The sequence below is a fragment of the Thalassolituus sp. LLYu03 genome (genome assembly GCF_050507655.1).
Lineage (GTDB): Bacteria > Pseudomonadota > Gammaproteobacteria > Pseudomonadales > Oceanobacteraceae > Venatoribacter.
This window is the reverse complement of the sequence record NZ_CP191496.1, coordinates 2711868-2734064: the sequence shown is the minus strand read 5'-3', so window position 1 is coordinate 2734064 and position 22197 is coordinate 2711868. Positions and strand designations below refer to the sequence as shown.

Here is a 22197-nt window from a genome sequence, read left to right as displayed (position 1 = left end):
TGCACTTCTTCTGTATCGCCCACCGCAATACGAGTTGAACAGGCTCAGGCCGGTATCCGGGCTTACGACCTGAGCCTTGGCTCGCTGACAACGCCTTCCCATGCAGAGCACAGTGGCATGAAGCTGTCAGTACGGTCGATCACCGTTGCGGGGGCAGCGCTGGATTCGCACAGAGTGCGCACCAGACTTCCCGTTTAACTCTCGTCCGTCAAAGGACAAGGGCACCTGAAGACGCGCAGGGTAACGGTGCCCCGGCAGGCGGTCAAGGGCGGGGGCAGAGCGGGGCGTTGAAAAATCCGGTCATTCCTGATGAATGTCTTTCATGACCTGCGCCGGCGGCAGCAGAATCTCGAAGGCCGCGCCGCTGGAGAATGCAGAATTCAGGTAGCGGATCTGCCCCTGATGGTGACTGGTGATAATAAAATACGACACAAAAAGCCCGAGCCCTGTGCCTTTGCCGATTTCTTTGGTGGTGTAGAACGGCTCGAAAATATGGCTCAGCAGCGCCGGTGGAATGCCCGGGCCATTGTCTTCAACCAGCAAACGCGGACGGCCATTGAGTACGCCGGTGGAAATGCGGATGCGCGGTGTCCAGTCCCGGTTATGGGCGAGCATGCTGTCGGTACTGGCCTGCAGCGCCTGCTCGGCATTTTGCAGCAGGTTGAGCAGCACCTGCTCCATTTCACTGGCCAGCACATCGGCCCACACCGCCTCGGCGGCCGGCAGAAATTCGGTTTCGACACTGCGCAATCCTGAATCGCCGCGGGCAATTAACAGCGCGTCGTTAATTAAACGGTTCAGATCGCGGCGCTGTTTGTGATGTTGATCCGGACGCGAGAACTGCAGCATATTGGCGACAATTTCCGCGGCTCTTTCGCCGGCCTGCTGAATATTATCCATAAACGGATAAATGCCGCGGTTCTGCAAATACTGGTCGAGTGCTGTCAGCGACAGGCCTGTGTGTTCGGCTATTTCCTGATTGGCCGGAAAGCTGCTTTGTAGCCGGCGGCGGATATTCTGCAGATTCTGCAGAATAGCCCCGAGCGGATTATTAATTTCATGGGCAATGCCGGTGGCGAGGCCGGCCACTGTGGTCATTTTTTCACTCTGCACCATGACCTCTTCCAGTTGCTGGCGCTGGGAAATATCGTCAATGCGCAGCACCTGCTGGGCCATTAATTGGCCGGCCAGCGGATACATAATCAGGTCGGCCTTTAATGGCGTGCGGAAACTGATGATGTCGACCCGTTCTTTTTTGCACACCTGATGCGACTGATCATGGCAGGTGAGTTCATGAATCAGCGCCTGCAATTCCGGCAGTACTGTCAGCAGATGACGGCCCTTAAGCTGTGCCGGCGATTGCCCGAGCCATTCACCGGCCTGCTGGTTGCATTGCACGATGTTGAGCTGTTTATCCAGCGTAAATAACGCCGATGGCATAGCGTTAATAATGCCGTCGAGTAATTGCTGGGTATTGTTCAGCTGATTTTCCACACCGCGGCGGATCGACACTTCCTGCGCCAGATGTTCGTTGATCTGGCGGGTTTCGTTCGACAGACGGATTGCACGCAAGCGCGCGCTTTCCGCTTGCTGGTGGGCGCTGCGCAAATTGATGGTGCGCTGGTCGTACTGCCACAATAAATCGTTCAGTTCCTGCGTCAGGGCGTTGAAATCCGGATCGGGACTGACGATATCAGGATAACGGTTGCGTTCGTCTTCGCGCGATTGCTGGCTGGCGCCACGTATGCTGTCGAGCAGTTGCTGGTAGGGTTTGCGTTGCCAGCGTCGTGTTGTGGCATACAGCAAAAAAATCAGCAGCGCCGCGATGCTGACGATAAACAGCGCTGTGGTCAGGGTGTCGAGAATAAAAAATTCGGCCAGCGATAAATCGCTGCGCAAAATCAGGAATAAATCGCCGCGTTCGCTGTGCAGGTCGTAGCGGTGAATATCGGCATCGTCGGTGGTGAAGGCGTCGGTGGCTTTGAGCCTGGCTTCGTTTTCGTAGCAGTGCGCCAGCCGCTCGTGATGGTCGTTATACACAGCGGCTTCTGCCACCTGATAGTGGTCGCAGAAGGTTTCCAGTGCGCTCTGCAGCGCAGCCAGATCCATGGCGCCGTGGGTAAGCTGCAGCTGCAGCAGGCTGGCGAAGGTATCGCTGATCATGGGCGCCAGATGCTGACGGCCAACACGGTCGGCCGCGAAGACATAGGCTAAGGTGCTGACCAGCGTAATCAGACTGCACACCAGCACCGTCGCAAGCATGGTTTTCTGGCGTGTCAGAATCATAAGGGGCCCTCAGTGCTCTGCGCAGCTGGCCGGCGCCTGCGGCTCGCCGGATGCATCCAGCGTCAGCAGCAGCTGGCGGGTCAGTGGCAGCGAATATCCGCTTTCCTGTGCACAGTGAAGCAAATAACCGCCTATCCAGGGAAGCTCTGTGGCGCGTCCGGCGAGAATATCCTGCAGGGTTGAGGAACGGTTGGCGGCGGTAGCGCTGGCCACGGCGGCAGCGCGTTCGGTCAGCGGTGTGTTTAATGGCCAGCCCATGGCGGCGTAAAAGCCGGCCACTTCCTGTGCCAGTGCCTCCAGTTGCTGGCGATAATCCGGGTTACTGACCAGCTCGCCATTGGCGCAGCGCAGCAGGCCCGTGAGGGGATTAATCACCGCATTAATGGCCAGTTTCTCGCGCATGGGGCCACGGATATCGGCGTGGTACTGAATACCGGGCGGCAGGGGTGCTGAGTCGTTGTCACCGGCCAGCCAGCGCCCGGCCAGCGTCGCCCCGGAGCCTGCGTGCACCACGCGTTCTGTGCTGCCGTTGTCTGTGTCGCCAGAAGTTGTTCTGTAGGCGCCTTCGGTGGAAATACCGGCCCACAGCTCACACCGGTCTGTCAGACCTTCCTGCGCTAACCAGTCGGCGACCTGATCCTGCTGGCCCATGCCGTTCTGCAGCAGCAGGATACGGCGCACCGCCGGCAGCTGAGCGCGCCAGTTCTGTAAGGCATTTAAGGTATCGGCGGCTTTGGTGGTCACGACCAGCCAGTCGAGGGTTTCGCCGTGCCAGCAGGGCAGAACAAGTTCGCTCACACTGCCGTCCAGCGCCTGCAGGTGCACCCGCTTTTCGCCGTTGTTGGTTCCCCGGTTTTCAGGATTCAACGGATCCGGATTGCGTGGCAGCGCCACAGGGCGCAGATCGCGCCAGTAGCCGGCCATCAGGGTGCCTACCGCGCCCAGACCGAGCAGGCCGATGCGCAGGGTGTGCTGAGAATGCAGAGAGTGTTTGATCGTCATGTCCCGATTATAGGGGGCAGAGGAAAGCAGCGGCGAGAGGAAGTTCGCACGCGTGTGCAGCATGCACTGGCGTTGCTATGAAAACGGTGCTGGAAAAAGGCGTTGGAAAAAGCGAGCGCAGCGCACAGAAAACGACAGAAGCGATAAAGAAAATGAGAGAGGAATAAAAGAAAAACGCCCGTCAGGGCGTTATTCGTGAACCGGCTCGGCGCTGGCGGTTGCATCGGCGTCCGCGTGCTCTGCGGGGGAGGGTTCGGGCTGACTGGCCGCTGTTACCGGCGTGGCCGGCAGCGCCGGTGCCTGTGGTTGCCAGCGGGCTTTCAGCTTCAGCAGAATATTCTCGGCGTGGTCGGCTTCCAGATTACGCAGCCACAGCTGCATACGGAATTCATCTTCATCGACCAGAGCGGTCAGGGCATCGGGTTGAATACCGCGCTCGCTCATCAGCCAGACCACCAGAGGCATCAGGTGATGAAAGCGGCGGCGCTGGTGACGGTCGAGCAATTCGCCGGTGCTGATTTCAAACTGGCTGGCGACCAGCTGGCAGGCATCGTCGAACAGACGGCGCACGTCGTCTTTGCTGTAGGCCGACTGCACCAGGGCTTCTTTTTTCAGATGCTGGCTGACCCAGCTGTCGCGGCCCAGTGCCTGATACAGCGGGTGCGAGCCGTGCACCAGATCGAGATCACTGTTCACCGGCATCTGCATTACGTCGATGTAATGCTGGCTGCGGTTGCGGCGGCTGTGCGACAACAGGTTGAGCATGGATTCGGTATCGATCCACTGCGGTGGGTTCGGGTCGCGGTAGTAGCGGTCGGAACTCCAGGGCCACAGTTCGGCACTGGCCACCAGACCGGCACGGCGCGGCCAGTCGTGCAGCTGCAGAATCAAGGGCTGCAGGAACGCCTGTTCGTCGACCAGCAGCACCACGCCCTGATCGGACAGCACCTGACGGCGCTTATTCCAGCAGCGTTCGTGCATGGCGTCGAAGGCACTCTGCACATCGTCCATCACTTCGGTCCAGTCGCGTTCGCAGCGCAGCACAAACTGCATGCTTTTATCGTCCAGCACATAGGCCAGCAGGCGGGTAGCGCGGATGGAAGCCAACAGCTGTCTGCCGTATTCAAATTCGAACACGGAGTTAAAAATCGGCTGGTCTTTCGCTCCGGTGACCTGGAAGTAATACACTCCGGCCCCGTGCAGGGTCATTTTGGTTTGCATAGCTAAAAATCTAGCTGACTTTTCTGTATCCGCCAGTTTGGCAATGGCGGCACCGGACGGGTTAGAATAGCGCCCGTTTCCATCCGTAAGAATTTCTCAGGAGCCAACCTATGCCATCGTTTGACGTGGTATCCGAAGTCGATAAACACGAAGCCCAGAACGCCGTTGATCAGGCCGAACGTGAGCTCAGCACCCGTTTCGATTTCCGTGGCGTAGCAGCCAGTTTTGAACTGAAAGAAATGGTGGTCACCATGACCGCCGATCACGAATTCCAGATTGAGCAGATGAAATCCATGCTCACCGGTGCCATGACCAAGCGCGGTATCAAGGTGACCTGCCTCGAATACAGCAAGCCGGAAGGCACAGGCAAGCAGGTGAGAGTGAAAGCCACCATGCGTCAGGGCATCGACAGCGACCTGGGCAAACGCATGGTGAAAATGGTCAAAGACAGCAAGATCAAAGTGCAGGTGCAACTGGCGGGCGACACCGTGCGTGTCACCGGCAAGAGCCGCGACGATCTGCAGGCGGTGATGCAGATGTACCGCAGCGACGACAGCATCGATATGCCGCTGGCCTTCAAAAACTTCAAAGACTGATCGTCTGTGAATCCGGTTGCCACAAGCTGGCTTGACGCACTGAGCATTTACCGGCGCAAGCCGGTGGTGGTGATCAGCCTGCTGGGCTTTGGCGCCGGATTACCCTTCCTGCTGGTGTTTTCCACCCTGACGGCCTGGCTCCGGGACGTGGGTGTCGAACGCACCGCCATCGGCTTTTTTGCCTGGATCGGCATTACTTATTCCATCAAGGTGTTCTGGGCACCCGTGGTCGACCGTCTGCGTCTGCCGCTGCTGACGGCTATGCTCGGCCAGCGGCGCAGCTGGATTCTGGCCGGACAGCTGGGCATTGCGGCGGGGCTGTTGCTGATGAGCACTCTTAATCCGCTGGATTCGCTACCGGTGATTGCCTTTGCTGCGTTTCTCGTGGCGTTCTCGTCGTCGACGCAGGACGTGGCGCTGGATGCCTTCCGCATCGAAGCGGCGGAAGAATCCCTGCAGGGTGCCATGTCGGCCGCTTATATTTTTGGCTACCGCGTGGCCTTGCTGGCCGCCGGTGCCGGCGCCCTGTACATCGCCGAATGGAGCAACTGGCCGCTGGCCTATGTCAGCATGGCGGCGCTGATGGGCGTGGCGGTGCTGGCATTATTGTGGGCCGATGAACCGGCGCATCAGAGCAAAGCCCAGCGCGATGCCGATGAATTTGCCATGGTCGATACCATCATGGGACGGCCCATGGCGATGGCGCAGCGACCAGGCTGGCAACGCTGGCTGATCGGCGCTGTGGTGTGTCCGTTTCTGGAATTTTTTCAGCGCAACGGCCGTTTCGCGCTGCTGATGCTGGTGTTTATCGCAGTGTTCCGTTTAAGCGATATCACCATGGGCATTATGGCCAACCCGTTTTATCTGGATCTTGGCTACAGCAAGGCCGAGATCGCCAGCGTTGCCAAAGTGTTCGGATTTTTCATGACCATTTTCGGCTCGGCGCTGTGCGGTGTGCTGGTGGTGCGCTACGGCATTATGAAGCCCATGCTGCTGGGCGCTGTGCTGGTGGCAGGCACCAATTTACTGTTTGCCATGCTGGCCTTTGCCGGTGATGGCATGACGCCGTCGCTCAGTTGGCTGGCGCTGGTCATAAGTGCCGATAACCTCAGCGGTGGCATCGCCAGTACGGCGTTTGTGGCGTATTTATCGAGTCTGGCCAACAAGCATTACACGGCCACCCAATACGCGCTGTTCAGCTCGTTAATGACCCTGCCGGGTAAGTTTATTTCCGGTTTTTCCGGCTGGGTGGTGGACGGTTACGGCTACACCGAATTCTTTGTGCTGGCCGCCGCTCTGGGGGTGCCTGCGATTCTTCTTGTGCTCGTACTCATGCGCCATCAGCAGGGCAATGCGGAGGCGCTCACTGAAACCCAAGACGAAGGCCAGGCACTGGCCAACCGGTAAGCGGTTGGGCTGGATTTACTTGGATTGAATTGGCGCCTGCGCCTCAGCGCGTCATCTTTTTCACAAACACCACCACGAATAACGCCAGCGTAAAACTGCCCATAAAGGCTTCGACAGCCGCCAGTAGACGGCTGGCGCCCACCGGCACCAGATCGCCGTAGCCCAGGGTGGTGAAGGTCACCACGCTGAAGTACACCGTGGTCAGCAGATTCATCAGGTTGCGGCCAAACGAGGCCGACAGGTCGAGCTGCACCAGCGAGTCGCCGTCGCGGATACCGAGCAGAAAATAACAACAGGCCAGCGCGCCGATCAGGCACAGTGAAAACACAATCACGCGCAGGGGTTTTTCGCCGTAGCCGCAGAACAGATCGACCAGCCAGCTGATGGTGCGGGCGAATGATGGCTTCGCCATCTGGTGGCGGCGCATCAGCATTTCCTCATAGAAAAAATGCCCGGCCAGCTCGAACAGCCCCTGCTGCTCACTCACCTTGCGTAATCCGCGACAGATTTCTTCGGCCTGCTCAAAGGCATCTGCGGCGTCGGCTGCATTACCGTTTTGCACGGCCGCCTGCGCCTGGGTTTGCTGGCGCAGTTGCGCGCCCCATTCAATATTTTCGATTTTCGCACCGTCAAAACGGGTGCCGAGCAGATTGGTTTGCGTGAGGTCGGCGAAATGCAGGTTGGCGTCGCGGCAGTCGGCTTTCATCAGCGAGGCGCCGCGCAGATCAATGCGGAACATATGCGCGCCCTGCAGATTGGCGCGGTAGAGGTCAGCGTCGCGCAGGCACACGCCGCGGTTTTGCCCGGCCAGCAGCAGATGAATACCCGACAAATCGGCGCGCGCCAGCCGGAAGCCTTCCAGCGAATGGCCGTCGGCGATCAACTGTTCCAGTCGCTGTTTCAGATCGGGCTGGTTTTTATCGGCTTTGGGGTCGTGCCAGTAGCACAGCGGTGCGCCATCAAACGGGCACGCATCGCCGTTATGCAGACGGTATTCACACATGATGGGCTCCGCCGGTCAGACGTTTTCAGACTAGTTCAGTTTGACCGCAGAGCCTGACAAGATGGACGGTAAGCCGCCGCCGTCAGCGGGCGGCCTGCGCCCCCAGCCAGGCGGCGCCGCGGACGCCACTGGAATCGCCGTGCACGGCTTGTTTCAGTGGGGTCAGCACGGTATCGGAGAACACAAACTCGCCCCACAGGCGCGGTACGGCGTCATAGATCCCGGGTAAGTTCGATACCCCGCCACCCAGCACAATCACGTGCGGGTCCATCAGGTTGATGACGCCGGCCAGTGCTTTGGCCAGCCGCAGGTAATACTGATTCAGCACCTGAGTAGCCTCGGCATCACCCGCGCGTGCGCGTTCGGCCCAGTCCTGTGCCAAACGGTCGTTGCCGGTTTCCTGCAGGGCCTGACGGCGCAGGCCGGTGCCCGATAACAGGGTTTCGAGGCAGCCTTTCTGGCCGCAGTAGCAGTCCACTTCGCCGTCAGAAGGCGCACGCCACAGCAGCGGGTTGTGCCCCCATTCACCGGCAATGGCGTTGGGGCCGCCGATCAGCTGACCGTTCACGACCCAGCCGCCGCCGCAGCCGGTGCCAATGATCACAGCGAATACGGTTTTAAAGCCCGCGCCGGCGCCGTCGGTGGCTTCCGAGAGGGCTAAGCAGTCGGCGTCGTTGGCGAGCTGCACCGGACGGCCGATGGCGCGCTGCAGATCGCCCTGCAGATCGCGGCCGATCAGGCAGGTGGTGTTGGCGTTTTTAATCAGGCCGGTCGAGGGGCTGACGGCGCCGGGAATGCCGACGCCGACGGTATAGCTCTGGGTGTTCAGTTCGTCGGCCGCATCGAGCACCAGCTGCGCTATGTTGGCGACGATGGCTTCATAGGCATGGGACGGCGTGGCGTTGCGGCGGCGCAGCAGAATATCGCCCTGTTCATTGAGCACGATGATTTCGGTTTTTGTGCCACCGAGGTCGATTCCGAATTGCAGCATGGTAAAAGCCCGGAGAATGGATGGCGCCAGTGTAATTTTTTTCAGGCAAGAAAAAACCCGGCGCGTGGTCAGAAAACAACGGGCCGGGTTTTATAAAGCGCAGGCCGTCAGGCGACGTCGTGCTGGTGTTCGTAGCTCTTGATCATGGTGTGCAGCATATCGGACACGCCGGTAATGCGGCAGCCGGTGCCGTACAGGCTCGGGGTCAGCTTGTCGCACCACACCACTTCAGCAACGCAGGTGCCGGTGCGGCGGCCGTTGATGTTCGGTGGAATATCCACCAGTGACAGCAGCAGGTTGGTGCCGGGTTGCAGGGCGTCGTAGGTGGAGATCATGACCCCCTGTTCGGAACAGTCGACCAGTAATCCGATGTACTCCTTACTCTTTTCATCGAATACACTGACGCTGCTTTTCAGTACCCAGCGTGGATGCATCCGCTGCTCGTGTGGCGGTGTGTTGGTGGTCTGGCTGCTCATAAGCAACGTCCTCTGGTTTGTTACTTTTTGTAGTGTAGTCCCAAGCATCTGGAAAACCTATGCCCCTGACAGAGCTTATCCTCGGCGGTGCCCGTTCCGGCAAGAGCCGGTATGCAGAACAACGTGCCCAAGAGAGCAATCGGCCGGTGGTGTATATTGCCACAGCGCAGGCGCTCGACCCCGAGATGGATCAACGAATCGTGCATCACCGCGCGCAACGCCCGGCCGAATGGCCAACGGTGGAAGAGCCGCTGGCACTGGCCGCCGCCATTGAGCGCATCGGCGCCACACAGCCTGACGCCACAATTCTGGTAGACTGCCTCACCCTCTGGCTGACCAACTGCCTGCTGAGCGACGATGGCGACTGTTTTGCCCGCGAAAAAGCCGCGCTGCTGCAGACGCTTTCGCAGTGCTCAAACCCGGTACTGATGGTCAGCAACGAAGTGGGCTACGGCATTGTGCCCATGGGGGAACTCAGCCGCCGTTTTGTCGACGAAACCGGGCGCCTGCATCAGGACATCGCCGCCATCGTGGCCAGCGTGACGCTGGTGGTGGCTGGCATTCCCATGGCGGTAAAACGTCCGCCGACTCATTGTTAACCCGACCTGATGGTTCAGGTCTTTTCGGAATCCGCACTGACTATGTCTTCTTCTGCCTGGTGGACCTCTGCCACCGCTCCTCGTTTTACACAGGCCCAGAACGACGCCACCGAGCGTCAGAATCAGCTGACCAAGCCACCGGGCGCGCTGGGCGAACTGGAAAACGTTGCCATCCGTTTTGCCGGCTTTCAGGGCAAGGTAAAGCCTGAGCTGAACCATCCGCAGTGTGTGGTGTTCGCCGGTGACCACGGTGTGGTGGCGCAGGGCGTATCGGCGTTTCCACAGGCGGTCACCGTGGAAATGCTGAAAAACTTCGTCGCCGGTGGCGCGGCAATTTCCGTGCTGTCGGCGTTTCATGGCATGGGCCTGTCGGTGGTGAACTGCGGCACGGCCATACCGTGTGACACTCTGGCCGGCGTTATTCAGCGTCCGGTAATGGCGGGCACTCAGGATTTTTCTCAACAGGCGGCGATGTCGCACGAACAGGCCCTGAGCGCGCTGCGCATTGGTGCCGAGCAGATTGAACGCCTGCACGCTGACGGCTGCGATCTGTTTGTCGCCGGTGAAATGGGCATTGGTAATACCTCGGCGGCCACCTGCATGAGCGCGCTGCTGCTGACACAGAACGCCGAAGGCCTGACCGGCCCGGGCACGGGTGTGCAGGGCGAGGCCCTGAGCCACAAACAGCAGGTGCTGGCGGCCAGTGTGGAACGCGCCCGTGCGTTCATCAAAGAACCGCTGGATGTACTCGAGCAGGTCGGCGGTCTGGAAATCGCGGCCATGGCCGGTGCTTACCTGCGCGCCGCACAACTGGGGATTCCGGTACTGGTGGACGGCTTTATCAGTTCCGCTGCGGCCTTGCTGGCCGTGCGTCTGAACGCCGGTGCCCGCGAGTGGATGCTGTTCGGTCACAGCTCGGCCGAGCCGGGTCATCAGGCGCTGCTGACCGCGCTCGATGCGCGTCCGCTGGTGCAGCTGGGTATGCGTCTGGGTGAAGGCTCGGGCGCGGCGGTGGCCGTTGGTCTGGTCAAACAGGCGCTGGCGCTGCACAACGGCATGGCCACCTTCGCCGAAGCGGCCGTGTCGTCCGGGCAATAATATGACCACCACGCGCATCGACCTGATACGGCATGGCGAACCGGAAGGCGGCGACGTCTTCCGTGGGCGCATTAACCCGGTGCTGACCGCGCAGGGTATCTGGCAGTTTGAACGCCGGCTTGAGCTGATTGAGCGGCCGTGGAGCCGGGTGATCAGCTCGCCGCTCAGCCGCTGTCTGCAGTCGGCGCAGTCGCTGAGTGAGCGTCTGGCCCTGCCGCTTGAGGTTGATGAGCGCTGGATCGAAATCGACTTCGGCGACTGGGAAAACCGCCCGGTGGCCGACGTCCTGCGCGAGCAGAGCGCCCAGGCGAAACAACTCTGGGCCGATCCACTCAATTTCTGTGCCCCCGGCGGCGAGCCGGTGCCGGCGTTACAGCAGCGGGTAGTGGCGGCCTGGACGGATCTGCTCAACACTTATCAGGGTGAGCATCTGCTGGTGGTGTGTCACGGCGGGGTGATGCGCGTGCTGGCGCAGCATCTGCTGAGTCTGGCGCCGGATGCCATGAACCGTCTGTCGATTCCTTATGCGGGTCTGCTGCGTTTTAAAGTCGACCGCAGCGAATGGATGGGCAAGAGCGACGACTGGGTGAGCCTCGAAGGCATGGACGGCTCGGAACTGACGCTGATGAGTGATTGCTGACATGACAACCTATGTGTGGGCTTTCTGGTACGCACTGACCTTCCTGACCCGCTTGCCGGCGCCGTATCTGAAGCGCACCGACAATGCCGTGGCCGGTGCGTCGCTGCTGTTTTATCCGCTGATCGGCGCCATTATCGGCGCCGCCATGCTCGGCTTTACCCTCATCTGCGTGGCGTGGAATCCGCAAACCAATCTGCTGTTATTGTCGGCCCTGATTCTGCTGGTGTGGACGGCCATTACCGGTGCGCTGCACTTAGACGGTCTGGCCGACAGCGCCGACGCCTGGGTGGGTGGGTTAGGCAATAAAGAACGCACACTGGCCATTATGAAAGACCCGCGCTCCGGCCCCATTGGTGTCACCGCCATCATGCTGGTGTTGCTGGTGAAATTTACGGCGCTTTATTCGCTGCTCGATATGGCCTCGGCCGGGCGGTTAAGTCACTGGAATTTCTGGTTATTAATTGGCGGATTATTGCTGGTTCCCATGCTGGCGCGCGGCTCTGTGCTCGGTCTGCTGGCCACCACACCTTATGTGCGTGAACAGGGAATCGCCAGTGCCTTAACTGCCGGTGCGACCCGCAACCGGGTGCTGGTGATGGGCGCTGTGCTGGCTATTTTAGTGGGCATTTTTCTGCAGGGCCGGGCGCTGGTGATTATTGCCTTATGGCTGACGCTGGTGGCGTTTGCCCGGCAGTTAATGATGAAACGTCTGGGTGGCTGCACCGGCGACACCATAGGCGCCACCATCGAAGTGCAGGAAGCGCTGCTGCTGGCCGCTATTGCCTTGTGATACCTCAGGCGCGTGATCTCAGCGCCTGCAGCACTCTGTTGTCAGGGGTTAACCCTTTCTCTGAATAATCAATGGCGTTTAAGACAAGGATCCATGAATGAGCCACTCACTTCCCGCCGGCAGTGCTATCAGCCTCAGTACGCTGAATGGCTATCAGCTGATTTCGCTGCCCTACAAAAGCACCGGACTTAAGCGCTATTTTATCGCGGCTTTTCTGACCTTCTGGCTGGGCGGCTGGGGCGTTGGATTCTCGTCGGCGCTGGGGACTATTTCCGCCGGCAAAGGCGGGGCTTTTATGCTGGTCTGGATTGCCGGCTGGACGCTGGGGGGTATTGCCGCTTTGTTTACCCTGTATCGCCTGTTTCAGCCGTCGCAACCGCAGCAGTTATTGCTGAATAAACCGGAACTGTCGGTGGATATGGGCCGGGAACCGTTTGATATTCAGAACCATGGTGGACGCGGTGCCAGCCTGAAAAAATTATTGCCCAAACGTCAGCGTTATTCGTTTTCGCCGGCCGAGCTGCAGACACTGGCGCTCAGGGAAACCGACGATGGCAACCGTTTGACCCTGGATCGGGGTAACGAACGGCTGGAACTGGCAAAAGACGCCACGGAAATTGAGCGGGAATGGTTGTTTCAGCATCTGGCGGCACAGTATCGCTTAGGCTACCCCCCACACACATGAAAAGGCGATGAAAAGGCCATGAAAATGGCCTCTGTAAGGCGATAAAAAAAGGGATGCGGTTGCATCCCTTTTTACATTTTAAATGCCCGGCTTTTTAAAGCATTTACGCCCGGAGCATCGCCAGTCCGGTATCCAGCATACGGTGAGCAAAACCCCATTCGTTGTCGTACCACGCCATCACGTGCAGCAGATGCCCCTGAGCGTGGGTGTGGTTGGCGTCGAAGATGGACGAGGCGGAATTACCGTTAAAGTCGACCGACACCAGCGGCCGGTCGTTGTAGTTGAGCACAGGGCTTTGTGCGGCGGCGGCGCGCATAACGGCGTTCACTTCGTCGCGCCCCGGGGTGTCGTGCACACGCAGCACCAGATCAACCAGTGACACGTTGGCCGTTGGTACGCGCACGGCCATGCCGGCGATTTTGCCGTCCAGTCCGGGCAGCACCAGACCAATGGCTTTGGCCGCACCCGTGCGGGTCGGAATCATCGACAAGGCAGCGGCGCGGGCGCGGTACAGATCATCGTGCGCCAGATCCAGCAGGTGCTGGTCGTTGGTGTAGGCGTGAATGGTAGTCATGCTGCCTTCTTCTATGCCAAAGTTTTCGTGCAGCACTTTGGCCACCGGCGCCAGACAATTGGTGGTGCAGGACGCGTTGGACACAATGCAGTCTTCGGCGTGCAGCACGTTTTCATTCACGCCGTACACCACGGTGGCGTCGACGCCTTCGGCCGGCGCCGAGATCAGCACTTTGGCTGCGCCGGCCTGCAGATGAGCACCGGCTTTGGCACCCGAGGTCATGCGCCCCGAGCATTCAAACACCACGTCGATATCCAGCTCGCGCCATGGCAGTTTGTGCGGATCGGGTTCGCTCAGCAGTATGATGGCGTCGTCGCCGATGGCCAGCAGTTCTTCCTCCAGGCGGATGGCCACATCGAAGTGGCCGTGTACCGAGTCGAATTCCAGCAGGTGGGCGCAGGTGGCAGCGTTTCCCAGATCATTGATGGCAACGATCTGTACGCGGTCGCGGTAGCCCGACTGGTACAGGGCGCGCAGGATGTTACGACCGATCCGTCCGAAACCATTAATAGCAACTCGCAGCATAGGGCTCTCCAGCCAGTGGGTTGCTTTGAGTGTAGCCAAGCCGGGGCAATGCGGCCGTTGCCGCCGGCGAACCGGCCCGAACGCAAAAGGGAGCCAAAAGTGACACAGGTCAGTGGCCGGTGTTTGACCCCCGTACCCCTTTGGGATAATGTGCGCGCCAACAACAACCTGCCGCTCTACATCCGCTCAGTGGAACTGAAACTACTGAATTTAAAGGGATTTCAGCGTTCGCTACCGGCTGCGGCAGGCTCTCCGACCCAAGTTTTTCCCGCCTTTCTTTGTCATCGCGTTTGCGTACGGGATGCCTTTGGTCGGAATGGCACGTTCAGTCTTTATGGTTTTTCTGATGGGCCGGAAGTCATCACAGGTAAAAACAGGTCTGTAGCTTGTTCTGTGACCACTTACGGTCTGAAATATACGTTAGTAGTAGGCGCCGGTATTGCGGTTGTATGGCCCGGTAGCGGTGTGTATAAAGCGTCGATTCATTTCATTACCCCGCCATCACATTCTGTGAACGGCGGTTGCCGGCCACAAGCCGGCTGGTGATGAACCATGGTCCTGCAGATTACGATTTCTGATTACAAGGCGAGAACCCGATGACTACACAAAAGGTCGATGTACTCCTGGTCGGAGGCGGGGTGATGAGTGCCACACTGGGCACACTGCTTACCCACCTGGACCCCACCCTAAAAATAACTATGGTCGAACGACTCGACCACGTTGCCCACGAAAGTACTGACGGCTGGAACAACGCCGGTACCGGGCACGCAGGTTACTGCGAACTGAATTACACCCCGGAAGACGACAAAGGCAATGTCACCATTGACCGCGCGCTGACCATCAACGCCAACTTTGAAGTCTCCCTCCAGCTGTGGACCTGGCTGGTCGAAAACGGCGGTCTGCCGGAACCTTCCCAGTTTATTAACACCACACCGCACATGAGTTTTGTCTGGGGCGAAGCCAACGTGGCTTTCCTGCGTCAGCGCTACGAAAAACTGAGTGCGCACCCGCTGTTTGCCGGCATGGAATATTCCGAGAACCCGGACGTGCTGCGCGAGTGGATGCCGCTGGTGATGAACGGCCGTGACCCGGAGCAGCGCGTTGCTGCCACCCGCGTGAATCACGGTGCCGACGTCGACTTCGGCTCGCTCACCCGCAACATGGTGGCCAAGCTCGAACAGAACGATAACTTCACCCTGATGCTCAACACTCAGGTCGAAGACTTTATGCGCGGCAAGGGCGGCTGGCTGGTGGTCACCGAAGACCGCGCCAGCGGTGAAGAAACCAGCATCGAAGCCAAATTTGTGTTCCTGGGTGCCGGTGGCGGTGCCTTGCCACTGCTGCAGGCCTCGGGCATTGAAGAAGCCGACGGTTACGGCGGCTTCCCGGTTTCCGGTCAGTGGCTGGTGTGCAAAGACCCGGCGATCGTTAAACAGCACCACGCCAAGGTGTACGGTAAGGCCGCCATCGGTGCGCCACCTATGTCGGTACCGCATCTGGATACCCGCATCATCAACGGTCAGCCTGCGCTGCTGTTCGGCCCTTACGCCGGTTTCACCACCAAGTTCCTGAAGCAGGGCTCGGTGCTGGATCTGGTGAAATCCGTCAGCTTCAGCAACCTGATTCCTATGATGTCGGTGGGCGTGAACAACATGGACCTGACCAAATACCTGATCAGCGAAGTGATGCAGAGCCATTCCGACCGCGTGGAAACCCTGCGTGGCTATTTCCCGGACTGCAAAGAAAGCGACTGGACACTGGCGGAAGCCGGCCAGCGTGTGCAGATCATCAAGAAAGACGCTCAGGGCAAAGGCAAGCTGGAATTCGGTACTGAACTGGTTGCGGCTAAAGACGGCTCACTGGCGGCGCTGCTGGGCGCTTCTCCGGGTGCGTCGGTAGCGGCCAAGGCCATGATCGAAGTGCTGGAGCGTTGCTTCCCGCAACAGATGGCCGGTGGCTGGGGCGAAAAGCTGAAAGAGATGGTGCCATCCTATGGCTCTGATCTGAAAACCAACGCCGACCTGCTGAAGCAGATCCGCAGCAAAACACTGAGCACCCTGAAACTGGGTCAGTGATGGTCAGCGGCAAGCAATAAGCCCAATAAAAAAGCCACCTTAGGGTGGCTTTTTTATTGGGCATTTTTCTGGGATTTTTAAGCGATTTAGCGGGTGCTATTTAAATCAGGCGTGCCGGCTTATTTGCTTTTCCACAGGCGGGCAACGGCGTCGTCAGTGCCGAGAAAACCCACACTGCCGCACACCAGGCCCACACCGAAAAAAACAATGCCCGGCAGCATGCCGGCCAGCTGACCGACAAACACAGCCGCCGCAATGGCAAACGCGCCCAGCGTGCTGAACATCAGGCTGATCACGATCAGAATTTTGCGGTGCGACGGACGATAAGCGTACTGACCTTCGCCATTTTCCAGCGGCGTCAGAATCGGGGCGAACAGTTTGCGCAGGGCTTCTTTCATAACAACTCACGGACAGCCAGATGGGGTTTGGCCGATTGTACCCCAGTGCTGCCCAGGCCTCATCTGACAAAGTGGCCTTATCGCGTTCCGCTCTGCCAACGCACCTCAACGTCGGCATCCAGCCGGTAACCTTCGCGCGCCAGCCAGTCAACGGCGTCATCGAGGTTGGCAAACCCTTTGTGAATAAAGGCACCGCCGTCGTGGATCATTTCTTCGAGCTGCAGTTGTTTGAGCATGGACGGGCTGTAGACGTGGGCTGCGCGGGTGAGGCCGTTTTCGACACTCCAGCTCACCAGTTGCTGAATGACAGGAACAATTTCGGGAATGCCCAGCGACCATTCATCGAGCAATACCAGATGGCCCCAGTGCCCGTGAAAGCGGCCGGCCTGCGCGCGGTATTCTTCGCTGTACGCCAGTGCGGCTTCTTCGTTCCAACTGCCTCTGGCGTAGGCCACCAGAATCTGGCCGTTGATGGCGAGATGGAACTCGCCGTGCTGAATCAGATGCCCGGTATGCATGACACAAACCTCCGCACAACCCCGACTGAAAAACGATAGCACTGCCGCCGTTTGCGCATCAGGGCACGGCAGATTTGTCAGCTGATTTGTGGGGTGAAGTGAAAGGCGCGGTAAAAAGCGGGGGAGGAAAAATCAGGGCTGACCTCAGTGCTGAACGTTAACGTGTAACCTGTCAGCACTGAGAGCGATTGCTTTACAGCGAGTGCACCGAAAAGCCGCCGTGTCGATCAGCCGTCGTTGCGCACCAGATTACGCAGCGAACGAATGCTGGCGTACAGGTCGGTGCGGGCCGGATTATCGCGCACCACCTGACTCAGCAGCGGCAGGGCGGCGGCAAAATTACGCTGATTAATTTCCAGCTGCGCACGGCCCAACAGGGCGCGTTCACGGTAGTCCGGCAGGGCTTCAGCGCGTACGTAATAAAGAGCCGCCTGCTGGTGACGTTGCTGGTCACGCAGCAAATCGGCCAGTGCCATTAACGCATCGCCCAGTGTCGGGTCTGTGTTCAGGGCGTCACGCAGCGCTTTTTCCGCCGCGCCTTTGTTGTCGTTGTGCAGCGCCAGATGCGCCCGGCTGACCGCCAGACGGGCAGCGGCCAGCTCCGGCAGGTTTTTACCCTGTGCCTGCGACAGCAGGGTTTTTAAGGTCGACCACTGCTGTTCCTGCGCCAGCCAGTTGGCGGTCTGCACCAGGGTATTCTGCAATGGCACCGGCATTTGCGCGTTTAAAACCTGCGGACGGGTGAGTAATTCCACCGCCCGTTCCGGGCTGCCGCTGGTTAAATGCAGCTGCGCGGTCAGGCTTAAATTTTCTGGTTTTTTCTCGCCCAGCGCGATGGCGCTTTCGAGGCTGCTCAGTGCCTGTAACGGACGTTCCTGCTGCAGCGCAATCTGGCTGCGCACCAGCCAGAATTCGGCGTTGTCCGGTTCTTTCTGCAGCAATTCTTCGACCAGCGCCTGAGCCTGATCGAGGGCTTGTGCGCGGGTCAGGGCGTACAGCAGACCGCGCGCCCATTCTTTATTGCCGGCGTCTAAAAACAGCGCCTGCTGATACCCGGCAACCGCACCCGAGGCAAAACCCAGTTGCAGATTGGCAAACGCCAGCTGACCAAACAGCTGCGCATTGCGCTCGCCCAGTTCCAGTGCTTTTTGCAGATGCGTACGCGCCTTGTCGTAATTCTGCTGTTGCAGATACACCAGCCCCAGACTGCGGTGGGCACTGCCCAGCTGCGGTGCCAGACGGGTGGTTTTTTCCAGCGCCTGCTGTGCACCTTTGATGTCGTCGAGTGACAGCAGAATCTGACCGCGCAGCAGGCTTAATGCGGCGCTGTCGTCGTCGGCTTTGCGCTCGCTCAGTTGTGCGGCAACGGCTTTGTAATCACGTGCGGCGAGTAACGGCTGCAGGCCGCGGGCAAAGCTGCGTTCGGCCGGTGCCAGATCAGTGGACGCCGGTTCGCTGTTGTCGATCAGAAACGACCACTGAGGTTCGGCCAGTGTGAGTTTCACAGCGCGTTCGGCGGCCTGGCTGTGCAGGGGCAGCAGCGCGCAGGCCAGCGTCAGGGAAGATACAAATGCACGGAAAATGGGGTTCATAACCTTGTCTCAGGACTGAATCTGAATCGGCCAGATAAAGCGCGCGCGCACCGCGCCACCGTCTTTTTGCGGGGCGGTGAATTTGCTGCGCCGGATCAGGCGGGTAATTTCTTCGTTTAATTCCGGGTACGGGTTTTCAACGATGCGGTTGAGCGACACCCGGCCCTGTTCATCAATGGTGACTTCCAGCCGCAGCGACACGTTGCGCACGCCCTGACGTTTCAGGCTGGCGGGCATGACGATCGACACCGGCGTCAGCAGGGTGGGCAGGCTGTCGAGCTCGCTCAGGTCAAACGCGTCCCAGTCGGGCGAGAAATCGGCAAAGCTGACTTCCTGCACCGTCATGCTCGGCGTGTCCGGCCGGCTCATGCTGATTTCGCGCGGCAGGTCGATGCTCGGCAGCACCGGGCCTGAACCACTGGCGCCGACGTTCAGCGGAATATCCACCTGAGGTGGTGTTACTGAGGCCGGCGGTGGTGGCGGAGGCGGTGGCAGGGCGACGCTTATTTCACGCACTTCCAGCGTCGGGCTGGCCAGATCCGGCAGGCGCTGACCGGCAATCAGCAGCACCAGCAGAATCAGCAGCAGCACGACACCGGCGGCGGCGGCCAGCAACTGACGGCGCAGTGGCGATAACGCCTGCAGACGGGCCTTGTTGGTCATGATGGTCATAGCCGGGCTCAGGGTTTCAGGGCGGCAATGCTGACGCTGCCGGCGCCGGCCAGTTTGGCTTCGTCGATGACCTGCAACAGCAGATCGGCTTCCACCTGTTTGTCGGCCTGAATCACCACTGGACGCGGGCCGCGCTGCTGCGACTGGCTGATGGCCGAGCGCACGCCGGCCACGCCAATACGGCTGCCGTCGTACACCACGTCGCCGTTGGCGGTGACGGCAATCAGAATCACATTCTGTTCCAGCGTGGTGGCTGACAGTGCCTGTGGTTTATCCACTTCTACCCCGGTTTCACGCACGAAGACCGTGGTGACGATAAAAAAGATCAGCAGGATGAACACCACGTCGAGCAGGGGCGACATGTCGATGCCCTGCGCCGGTTGTTGCTCCAGCCGGTGCTGCAGACGGCTCTGCATCTCAGGCCTCCCGCAGTACGCGGTTCTGACGCGATTGCAGACCGCTGTGCAGCAGCCAGGCCGGCAGGGCACACAGCAGACCGAGCTGGGTGGTCAGCAGCGCATCACCGATGCCCGAGCTGAACAGTTCGGTGCCGCTGTTGCCGTGCTGCAGGGTCGCGAAGCAGTCGAGCAGACCCATAATGGTGCCCAGCAGGCCCAGCAATGGCAGGGCGGCGATTAAGGTCGGCGCCACGCAGTCTTCACACTGGGTGTCGGCGGCCGGGGTCAGCCAGCGCACCGCCAGCTGCTGATAGCAGGCCAGCGCCAGGGTCAGAATGATCCAGCACACGCCGGAACCGGCGATCTGATTCAGGATATCGTTGCTCATGCTATGGCCTCCTCACGGATTGTGGTTTTGGTTGCCGGCGCGCTGTCGTATTCGTCAGCCTTGCTCAGCAGGATCGCGAAGTTTTCCAGTTCCAGGTAATAGCTGCGGGCGCGGCGTGACAGCAGGGAATGAATCACCAGCGCCGGAATCGCTACGACTAAGCCGAGCTCGGTGGTGATCAGCGCCTGGGCAATACCACCCGATACCACTTCCGGGTTGCCGGACCCGAACAGGGTCATCATGCGGAAGGTTTCGATCATGCCGCTTACGGTGCCGAGCAGACCCAGCAGCGGCGATACCGACGCGGTAATGGCAATGGCGGTCAGGCGGCGTTCGAGGGTGATGCGGTCTTGCTGCAGTTGCAGGAACAGCTGATCGTCGCGCTCACGCGCCGACGGGCTCTGCTGCGCCAGCGTCAGCAGACGCTGCTGCATGCTGCCGTTCTTCAGAACGGAATCACCGCCCTTGTTCATCAGCCCGGCCAGTACCGCCGGGGTGTAGCTCACCACTTTTGGCAGACGCAGCAGTTGCGCGCCTTTGAGGGCGGCAATGGTCAGCGCCAGCAGGGCGAACAGCAGAATCGGTACTACCCAGATGCCGCCTTTCTGCAGGTGTTCGCCGACGCTTTCCGCCGGCACCTGATCGAGCAGGCTCAGGCTCGGATCAAAACTCAGCGCGGCGGCCTGACCCTGTTGCAGGCTGGTCAGTGCGGCCAGATCACGGCCGCCCAGCGTGTGCTGTACGCGCCATTCGCCGTCTTGCTGGTCGGCACGGAAGGCCTGTTCGCCACTCAGCATCCAGTGCACCGGGCCCAGACTCAGGCGCTGCGCCGGCGCAATGCTGCCGTTGTCCAGCACCAGCTGGGCGTCGGCGAAGGCCGGTTCCAGCCAGGCTTCACTGGCGGCGGCCATGGCCTGAATGCTGGCCAGCTGGTCGTTCAGCGGGGTGGCGGCGGCGCCTGTACCTTGCTGACGCAGGAATTGCTGCAGCAGATTGCTCTGATAGTTGTGCTGGTCGGTCCACGACTGCAGACGTTCCTGCAGCTTGCTCAGGCTCAGGTTTTTCTCGTCGGCCTGACGGCGCGCCGCAGCGGTCTGTTCTTCCAGCTGATTCACGTCGCGCTCCAGCCGGCCCAGTTCTTTCGCCAGCGCGCCGCGTTCACGGCCAATGCTGGTTTCGGTCTGGCTCAGGGCGCTCTGTGCTTTGCTGATGCGCTGCTGCAGGTCGCGTTCGATAACGCTGTCGGCGGCCTGCGCGGTGGTGGAGAGCAGGGTGGTGGACAGCGCCAGCAGGGTAGATAACAGCAGAGTCTTCATGGACGTTCCCCGGTAGCGGTCAGTGCGTGCAGCGGCAGCGATACGTTGGCGGCCGGTTTCTGTTTTTCGGCAATGGCGATGGCGTCGAGCACGTCGGTGGCGCTCAGATCGTTATCGAAATGCCAGACCCACTGACCGTTCTCGGCACGGCCGGTACCCCGGAATTCGCCATTGCTGCTGGCAAACCAGGCCTGCGCCAGCCCCAGGTAAATCTGCTTCACCAGCACTTCGTCGCCGGCGTCGTTGGTCAGACGCATGCTGTGCAGGGTGATGCGTTCGTTGAATTCTTTCAGACGGGTCAGACGCGCCAGCTGCAGACGCAGCACGTCGGATTCGTTGCTGGTGCCGGCGTTGTTGGCGGCGTTGTTGCCGGTATCGGCGTTCTGCCAGCCGTCCTGCAGCGGCGGTGGCAGCATCGGCAGCAGAGCATCCAGACGGCTCTGCAATGCGCTGACCGCAGCGGCGGTCTGGGCCTGTTCATCTTCCAGACGGGCCTGCTTCTGCAGCAGCTCGTTGCGCTTCTGATCGACTTCGTCGCGGCTCTGGTGGTTGTTCTTCAGTAACGACTGCAGCTGCGCCTGTTCGGCTTTCAGCAGGCTCAGACGTTGTTCCAGCACAGGTTTCTGTTGTGCCCAGTCGCTTTGCAGGCGGCTGGTCTGACGTTCGGTATCCAGCCATTGGCGGGTGAGTTGATCCATGCGGTCGGCGGTGAGGTCGGCCGCCTGCACAGGCAGCGTCAGCGCAACAGCGGCAATGGCCTGCAGCAGTCGGGGAAAACGGTGATGCGGGTTGTTCACTTGAGGCCTCAGAAAACGGGCGGATTGGTATGTTGTGCATTGTCAGTCAAGTGAATGCTTTTGTAAATAAAAATGATTTGCATTTGATTTATTTCGACATTAATGTGCCGGCCATCGTCGCCAACCGGTGGGCGGCGCACTCAGCGTCAG

24 protein-coding genes and 1 riboswitch are annotated in these 22197 nt (G+C 59.9%); of the genes, 9 read left to right on the top strand and 15 right to left on the bottom strand.

All coding sequences use genetic code 11. The features are described 5' to 3' along the window. Positions 1-30: 30 nt before the first annotated feature. A riboswitch (cobalamin riboswitch) is annotated at positions 31-244 on the bottom strand. 56 nt (positions 245-300) lie between these two features. The 3 genes from ACQUQU_RS12415 to ACQUQU_RS12405 form a co-directional block, all read right to left on the bottom strand. Then, positions 301-2286, bottom strand: a complete 1986-nt coding sequence (locus tag ACQUQU_RS12415; RefSeq protein ID WP_430460009.1) for a two-component system sensor histidine kinase NtrB — start codon at positions 2284-2286, stop codon at positions 301-303. A 9-nt stretch (positions 2287-2295) separates the two neighbouring features. Continuing rightward, positions 2296-3288: a ketopantoate reductase family protein gene (locus ACQUQU_RS12410; RefSeq protein ID WP_430460008.1), complete on the bottom strand. Its 993-nt coding sequence runs from the start codon at positions 3286-3288 to the stop codon at positions 2296-2298. A gap of 189 nt (positions 3289-3477) precedes the next feature. Beyond that, positions 3478-4509 (bottom strand): hypothetical protein, encoded by a 1032-nt coding sequence (locus tag ACQUQU_RS12405; RefSeq protein ID WP_430460007.1) that lies wholly within the window; start codon positions 4507-4509, stop codon positions 3478-3480. 110 nt (positions 4510-4619) lie between these two features. Here ACQUQU_RS12405 and ACQUQU_RS12400 point away from each other — a divergent pair, with 110 nt between their 5' ends. Both ACQUQU_RS12400 and ACQUQU_RS12395 read left to right on the top strand, forming a co-directional pair. After that, positions 4620-5105, top strand: coding sequence for a YajQ family cyclic di-GMP-binding protein (locus ACQUQU_RS12400; protein WP_430460006.1), 486 nt, complete (start codon positions 4620-4622; stop codon positions 5103-5105). A gap of 6 nt (positions 5106-5111) precedes the next feature. Beyond that, positions 5112-6512, top strand: coding sequence for an AmpG family muropeptide MFS transporter (locus ACQUQU_RS12395; protein WP_430460005.1), 1401 nt, complete (start codon positions 5112-5114; stop codon positions 6510-6512). A 43-nt stretch (positions 6513-6555) separates the two neighbouring features. On the opposite strand, the gene ACQUQU_RS12390 is transcribed toward ACQUQU_RS12395, so the two are convergent. The 3 genes from ACQUQU_RS12390 to ACQUQU_RS12380 all read right to left on the bottom strand — a co-directional run bounded on the left by ACQUQU_RS12390 (position 6556) and on the right by ACQUQU_RS12380 (position 8982). Further along, complete coding sequence (locus tag ACQUQU_RS12390) at positions 6556-7515, bottom strand: pentapeptide repeat-containing protein (protein WP_430460004.1); 960 nt, start codon at positions 7513-7515, stop codon at positions 6556-6558. An 82-nt stretch (positions 7516-7597) separates the two neighbouring features. Further along, positions 7598-8506, bottom strand: a complete 909-nt coding sequence (locus ACQUQU_RS12385; protein WP_430460003.1) for an ROK family protein — start codon at positions 8504-8506, stop codon at positions 7598-7600. A 107-nt stretch (positions 8507-8613) separates the two neighbouring features. Continuing rightward, positions 8614-8982, bottom strand: coding sequence for a PilZ domain-containing protein (locus ACQUQU_RS12380; RefSeq protein ID WP_430460002.1), 369 nt, complete (start codon positions 8980-8982; stop codon positions 8614-8616). 59 nt (positions 8983-9041) lie between these two features. Here ACQUQU_RS12380 and cobU point away from each other — a divergent pair, with 59 nt between their 5' ends. The 5 genes from cobU to ACQUQU_RS12355 all read left to right on the top strand — a co-directional run bounded on the left by cobU (position 9042) and on the right by ACQUQU_RS12355 (position 12794). Beyond that, a complete protein-coding gene (gene cobU, locus ACQUQU_RS12375; RefSeq protein WP_430460001.1) occupies positions 9042-9581 on the top strand; it encodes a bifunctional adenosylcobinamide kinase/adenosylcobinamide-phosphate guanylyltransferase in 540 nt (179 codons plus the stop codon). 42 nt (positions 9582-9623) lie between these two features. Continuing rightward, on the top strand, positions 9624-10679 hold the full coding sequence (gene cobT, locus ACQUQU_RS12370) for a nicotinate-nucleotide--dimethylbenzimidazole phosphoribosyltransferase (RefSeq protein ID WP_430460000.1): 1056 nt from the start codon (positions 9624-9626) through the stop codon (positions 10677-10679). 1 nt (position 10680) lies between these two features. After that, positions 10681-11319 carry a histidine phosphatase family protein gene (locus ACQUQU_RS12365; protein WP_430459999.1) on the top strand — a complete coding sequence of 213 codons (639 nt, stop codon included), beginning with the start codon at positions 10681-10683 and terminating at the stop codon, positions 11317-11319. Position 11320: 1 nt separating this feature from the next. Further along, complete coding sequence (gene cobS / locus ACQUQU_RS12360) at positions 11321-12109, top strand: adenosylcobinamide-GDP ribazoletransferase (RefSeq protein WP_430459998.1); 789 nt, start codon at positions 11321-11323, stop codon at positions 12107-12109. 97 nt (positions 12110-12206) lie between these two features. Further along, positions 12207-12794, top strand: coding sequence for a hypothetical protein (locus ACQUQU_RS12355; protein WP_430459997.1), 588 nt, complete (start codon positions 12207-12209; stop codon positions 12792-12794). A gap of 103 nt (positions 12795-12897) precedes the next feature. Here ACQUQU_RS12355 and gap read toward each other — a convergent pair whose 3' ends face one another. Further along, positions 12898-13893, bottom strand: a complete 996-nt coding sequence (gene gap, locus ACQUQU_RS12350; RefSeq protein ID WP_430459996.1) for a type I glyceraldehyde-3-phosphate dehydrogenase — start codon at positions 13891-13893, stop codon at positions 12898-12900. A gap of 99 nt (positions 13894-13992) precedes the next feature. Between gap and ACQUQU_RS12345 the strand changes: the two genes are divergently transcribed. Then, positions 13993-14439: a hypothetical protein gene (locus ACQUQU_RS12345; RefSeq protein ID WP_430459995.1), complete on the top strand. Its 447-nt coding sequence runs from the start codon at positions 13993-13995 to the stop codon at positions 14437-14439. 50 nt (positions 14440-14489) lie between these two features. Next, entirely contained in the window at positions 14490-15968 is a 1479-nt protein-coding gene (gene mqo, locus ACQUQU_RS12340; RefSeq protein WP_430459994.1) for a malate dehydrogenase (quinone), read from the top strand. A gap of 119 nt (positions 15969-16087) precedes the next feature. Here mqo and ACQUQU_RS12335 read toward each other — a convergent pair whose 3' ends face one another. The 8 genes from ACQUQU_RS12335 to ACQUQU_RS12300 form a co-directional block, all read right to left on the bottom strand. Further along, positions 16088-16366, bottom strand: a complete 279-nt coding sequence (locus ACQUQU_RS12335) for a hypothetical protein (protein WP_430459993.1) — start codon at positions 16364-16366, stop codon at positions 16088-16090. Positions 16367-16443: 77 nt separating this feature from the next. After that, a complete protein-coding gene (locus ACQUQU_RS12330; RefSeq protein ID WP_430459992.1) occupies positions 16444-16884 on the bottom strand; it encodes a hypothetical protein in 441 nt (146 codons plus the stop codon). 227 nt (positions 16885-17111) lie between these two features. Then, on the bottom strand, positions 17112-18476 hold the full coding sequence (locus ACQUQU_RS12325; protein WP_430459991.1) for a tetratricopeptide repeat protein: 1365 nt from the start codon (positions 18474-18476) through the stop codon (positions 17112-17114). A gap of 9 nt (positions 18477-18485) precedes the next feature. Next, positions 18486-19148 carry an energy transducer TonB gene (locus ACQUQU_RS12320; RefSeq protein ID WP_430459990.1) on the bottom strand — a complete coding sequence of 221 codons (663 nt, stop codon included), beginning with the start codon at positions 19146-19148 and terminating at the stop codon, positions 18486-18488. 8 nt (positions 19149-19156) lie between these two features. Beyond that, positions 19157-19564 (bottom strand): ExbD/TolR family protein, encoded by a 408-nt coding sequence (locus tag ACQUQU_RS12315; protein ID WP_430459989.1) that lies wholly within the window; start codon positions 19562-19564, stop codon positions 19157-19159. Between the two features lies 1 nt (position 19565). Further along, positions 19566-19934: a MotA/TolQ/ExbB proton channel family protein gene (locus tag ACQUQU_RS12310; protein WP_430459988.1), complete on the bottom strand. Its 369-nt coding sequence runs from the start codon at positions 19932-19934 to the stop codon at positions 19566-19568. Then, positions 19931-21250, bottom strand: a complete 1320-nt coding sequence (locus ACQUQU_RS12305; RefSeq protein ID WP_430459987.1) for a MotA/TolQ/ExbB proton channel family protein — start codon at positions 21248-21250, stop codon at positions 19931-19933. The genes ACQUQU_RS12310 and ACQUQU_RS12305 overlap by 4 nt, the downstream gene beginning before the upstream one ends. Continuing rightward, positions 21247-22047, bottom strand: coding sequence for a DUF3450 family protein (locus ACQUQU_RS12300; RefSeq protein WP_430459986.1), 801 nt, complete (start codon positions 22045-22047; stop codon positions 21247-21249). The genes ACQUQU_RS12305 and ACQUQU_RS12300 overlap by 4 nt, the downstream gene beginning before the upstream one ends. Positions 22048-22197 lie beyond the last annotated feature (150 nt).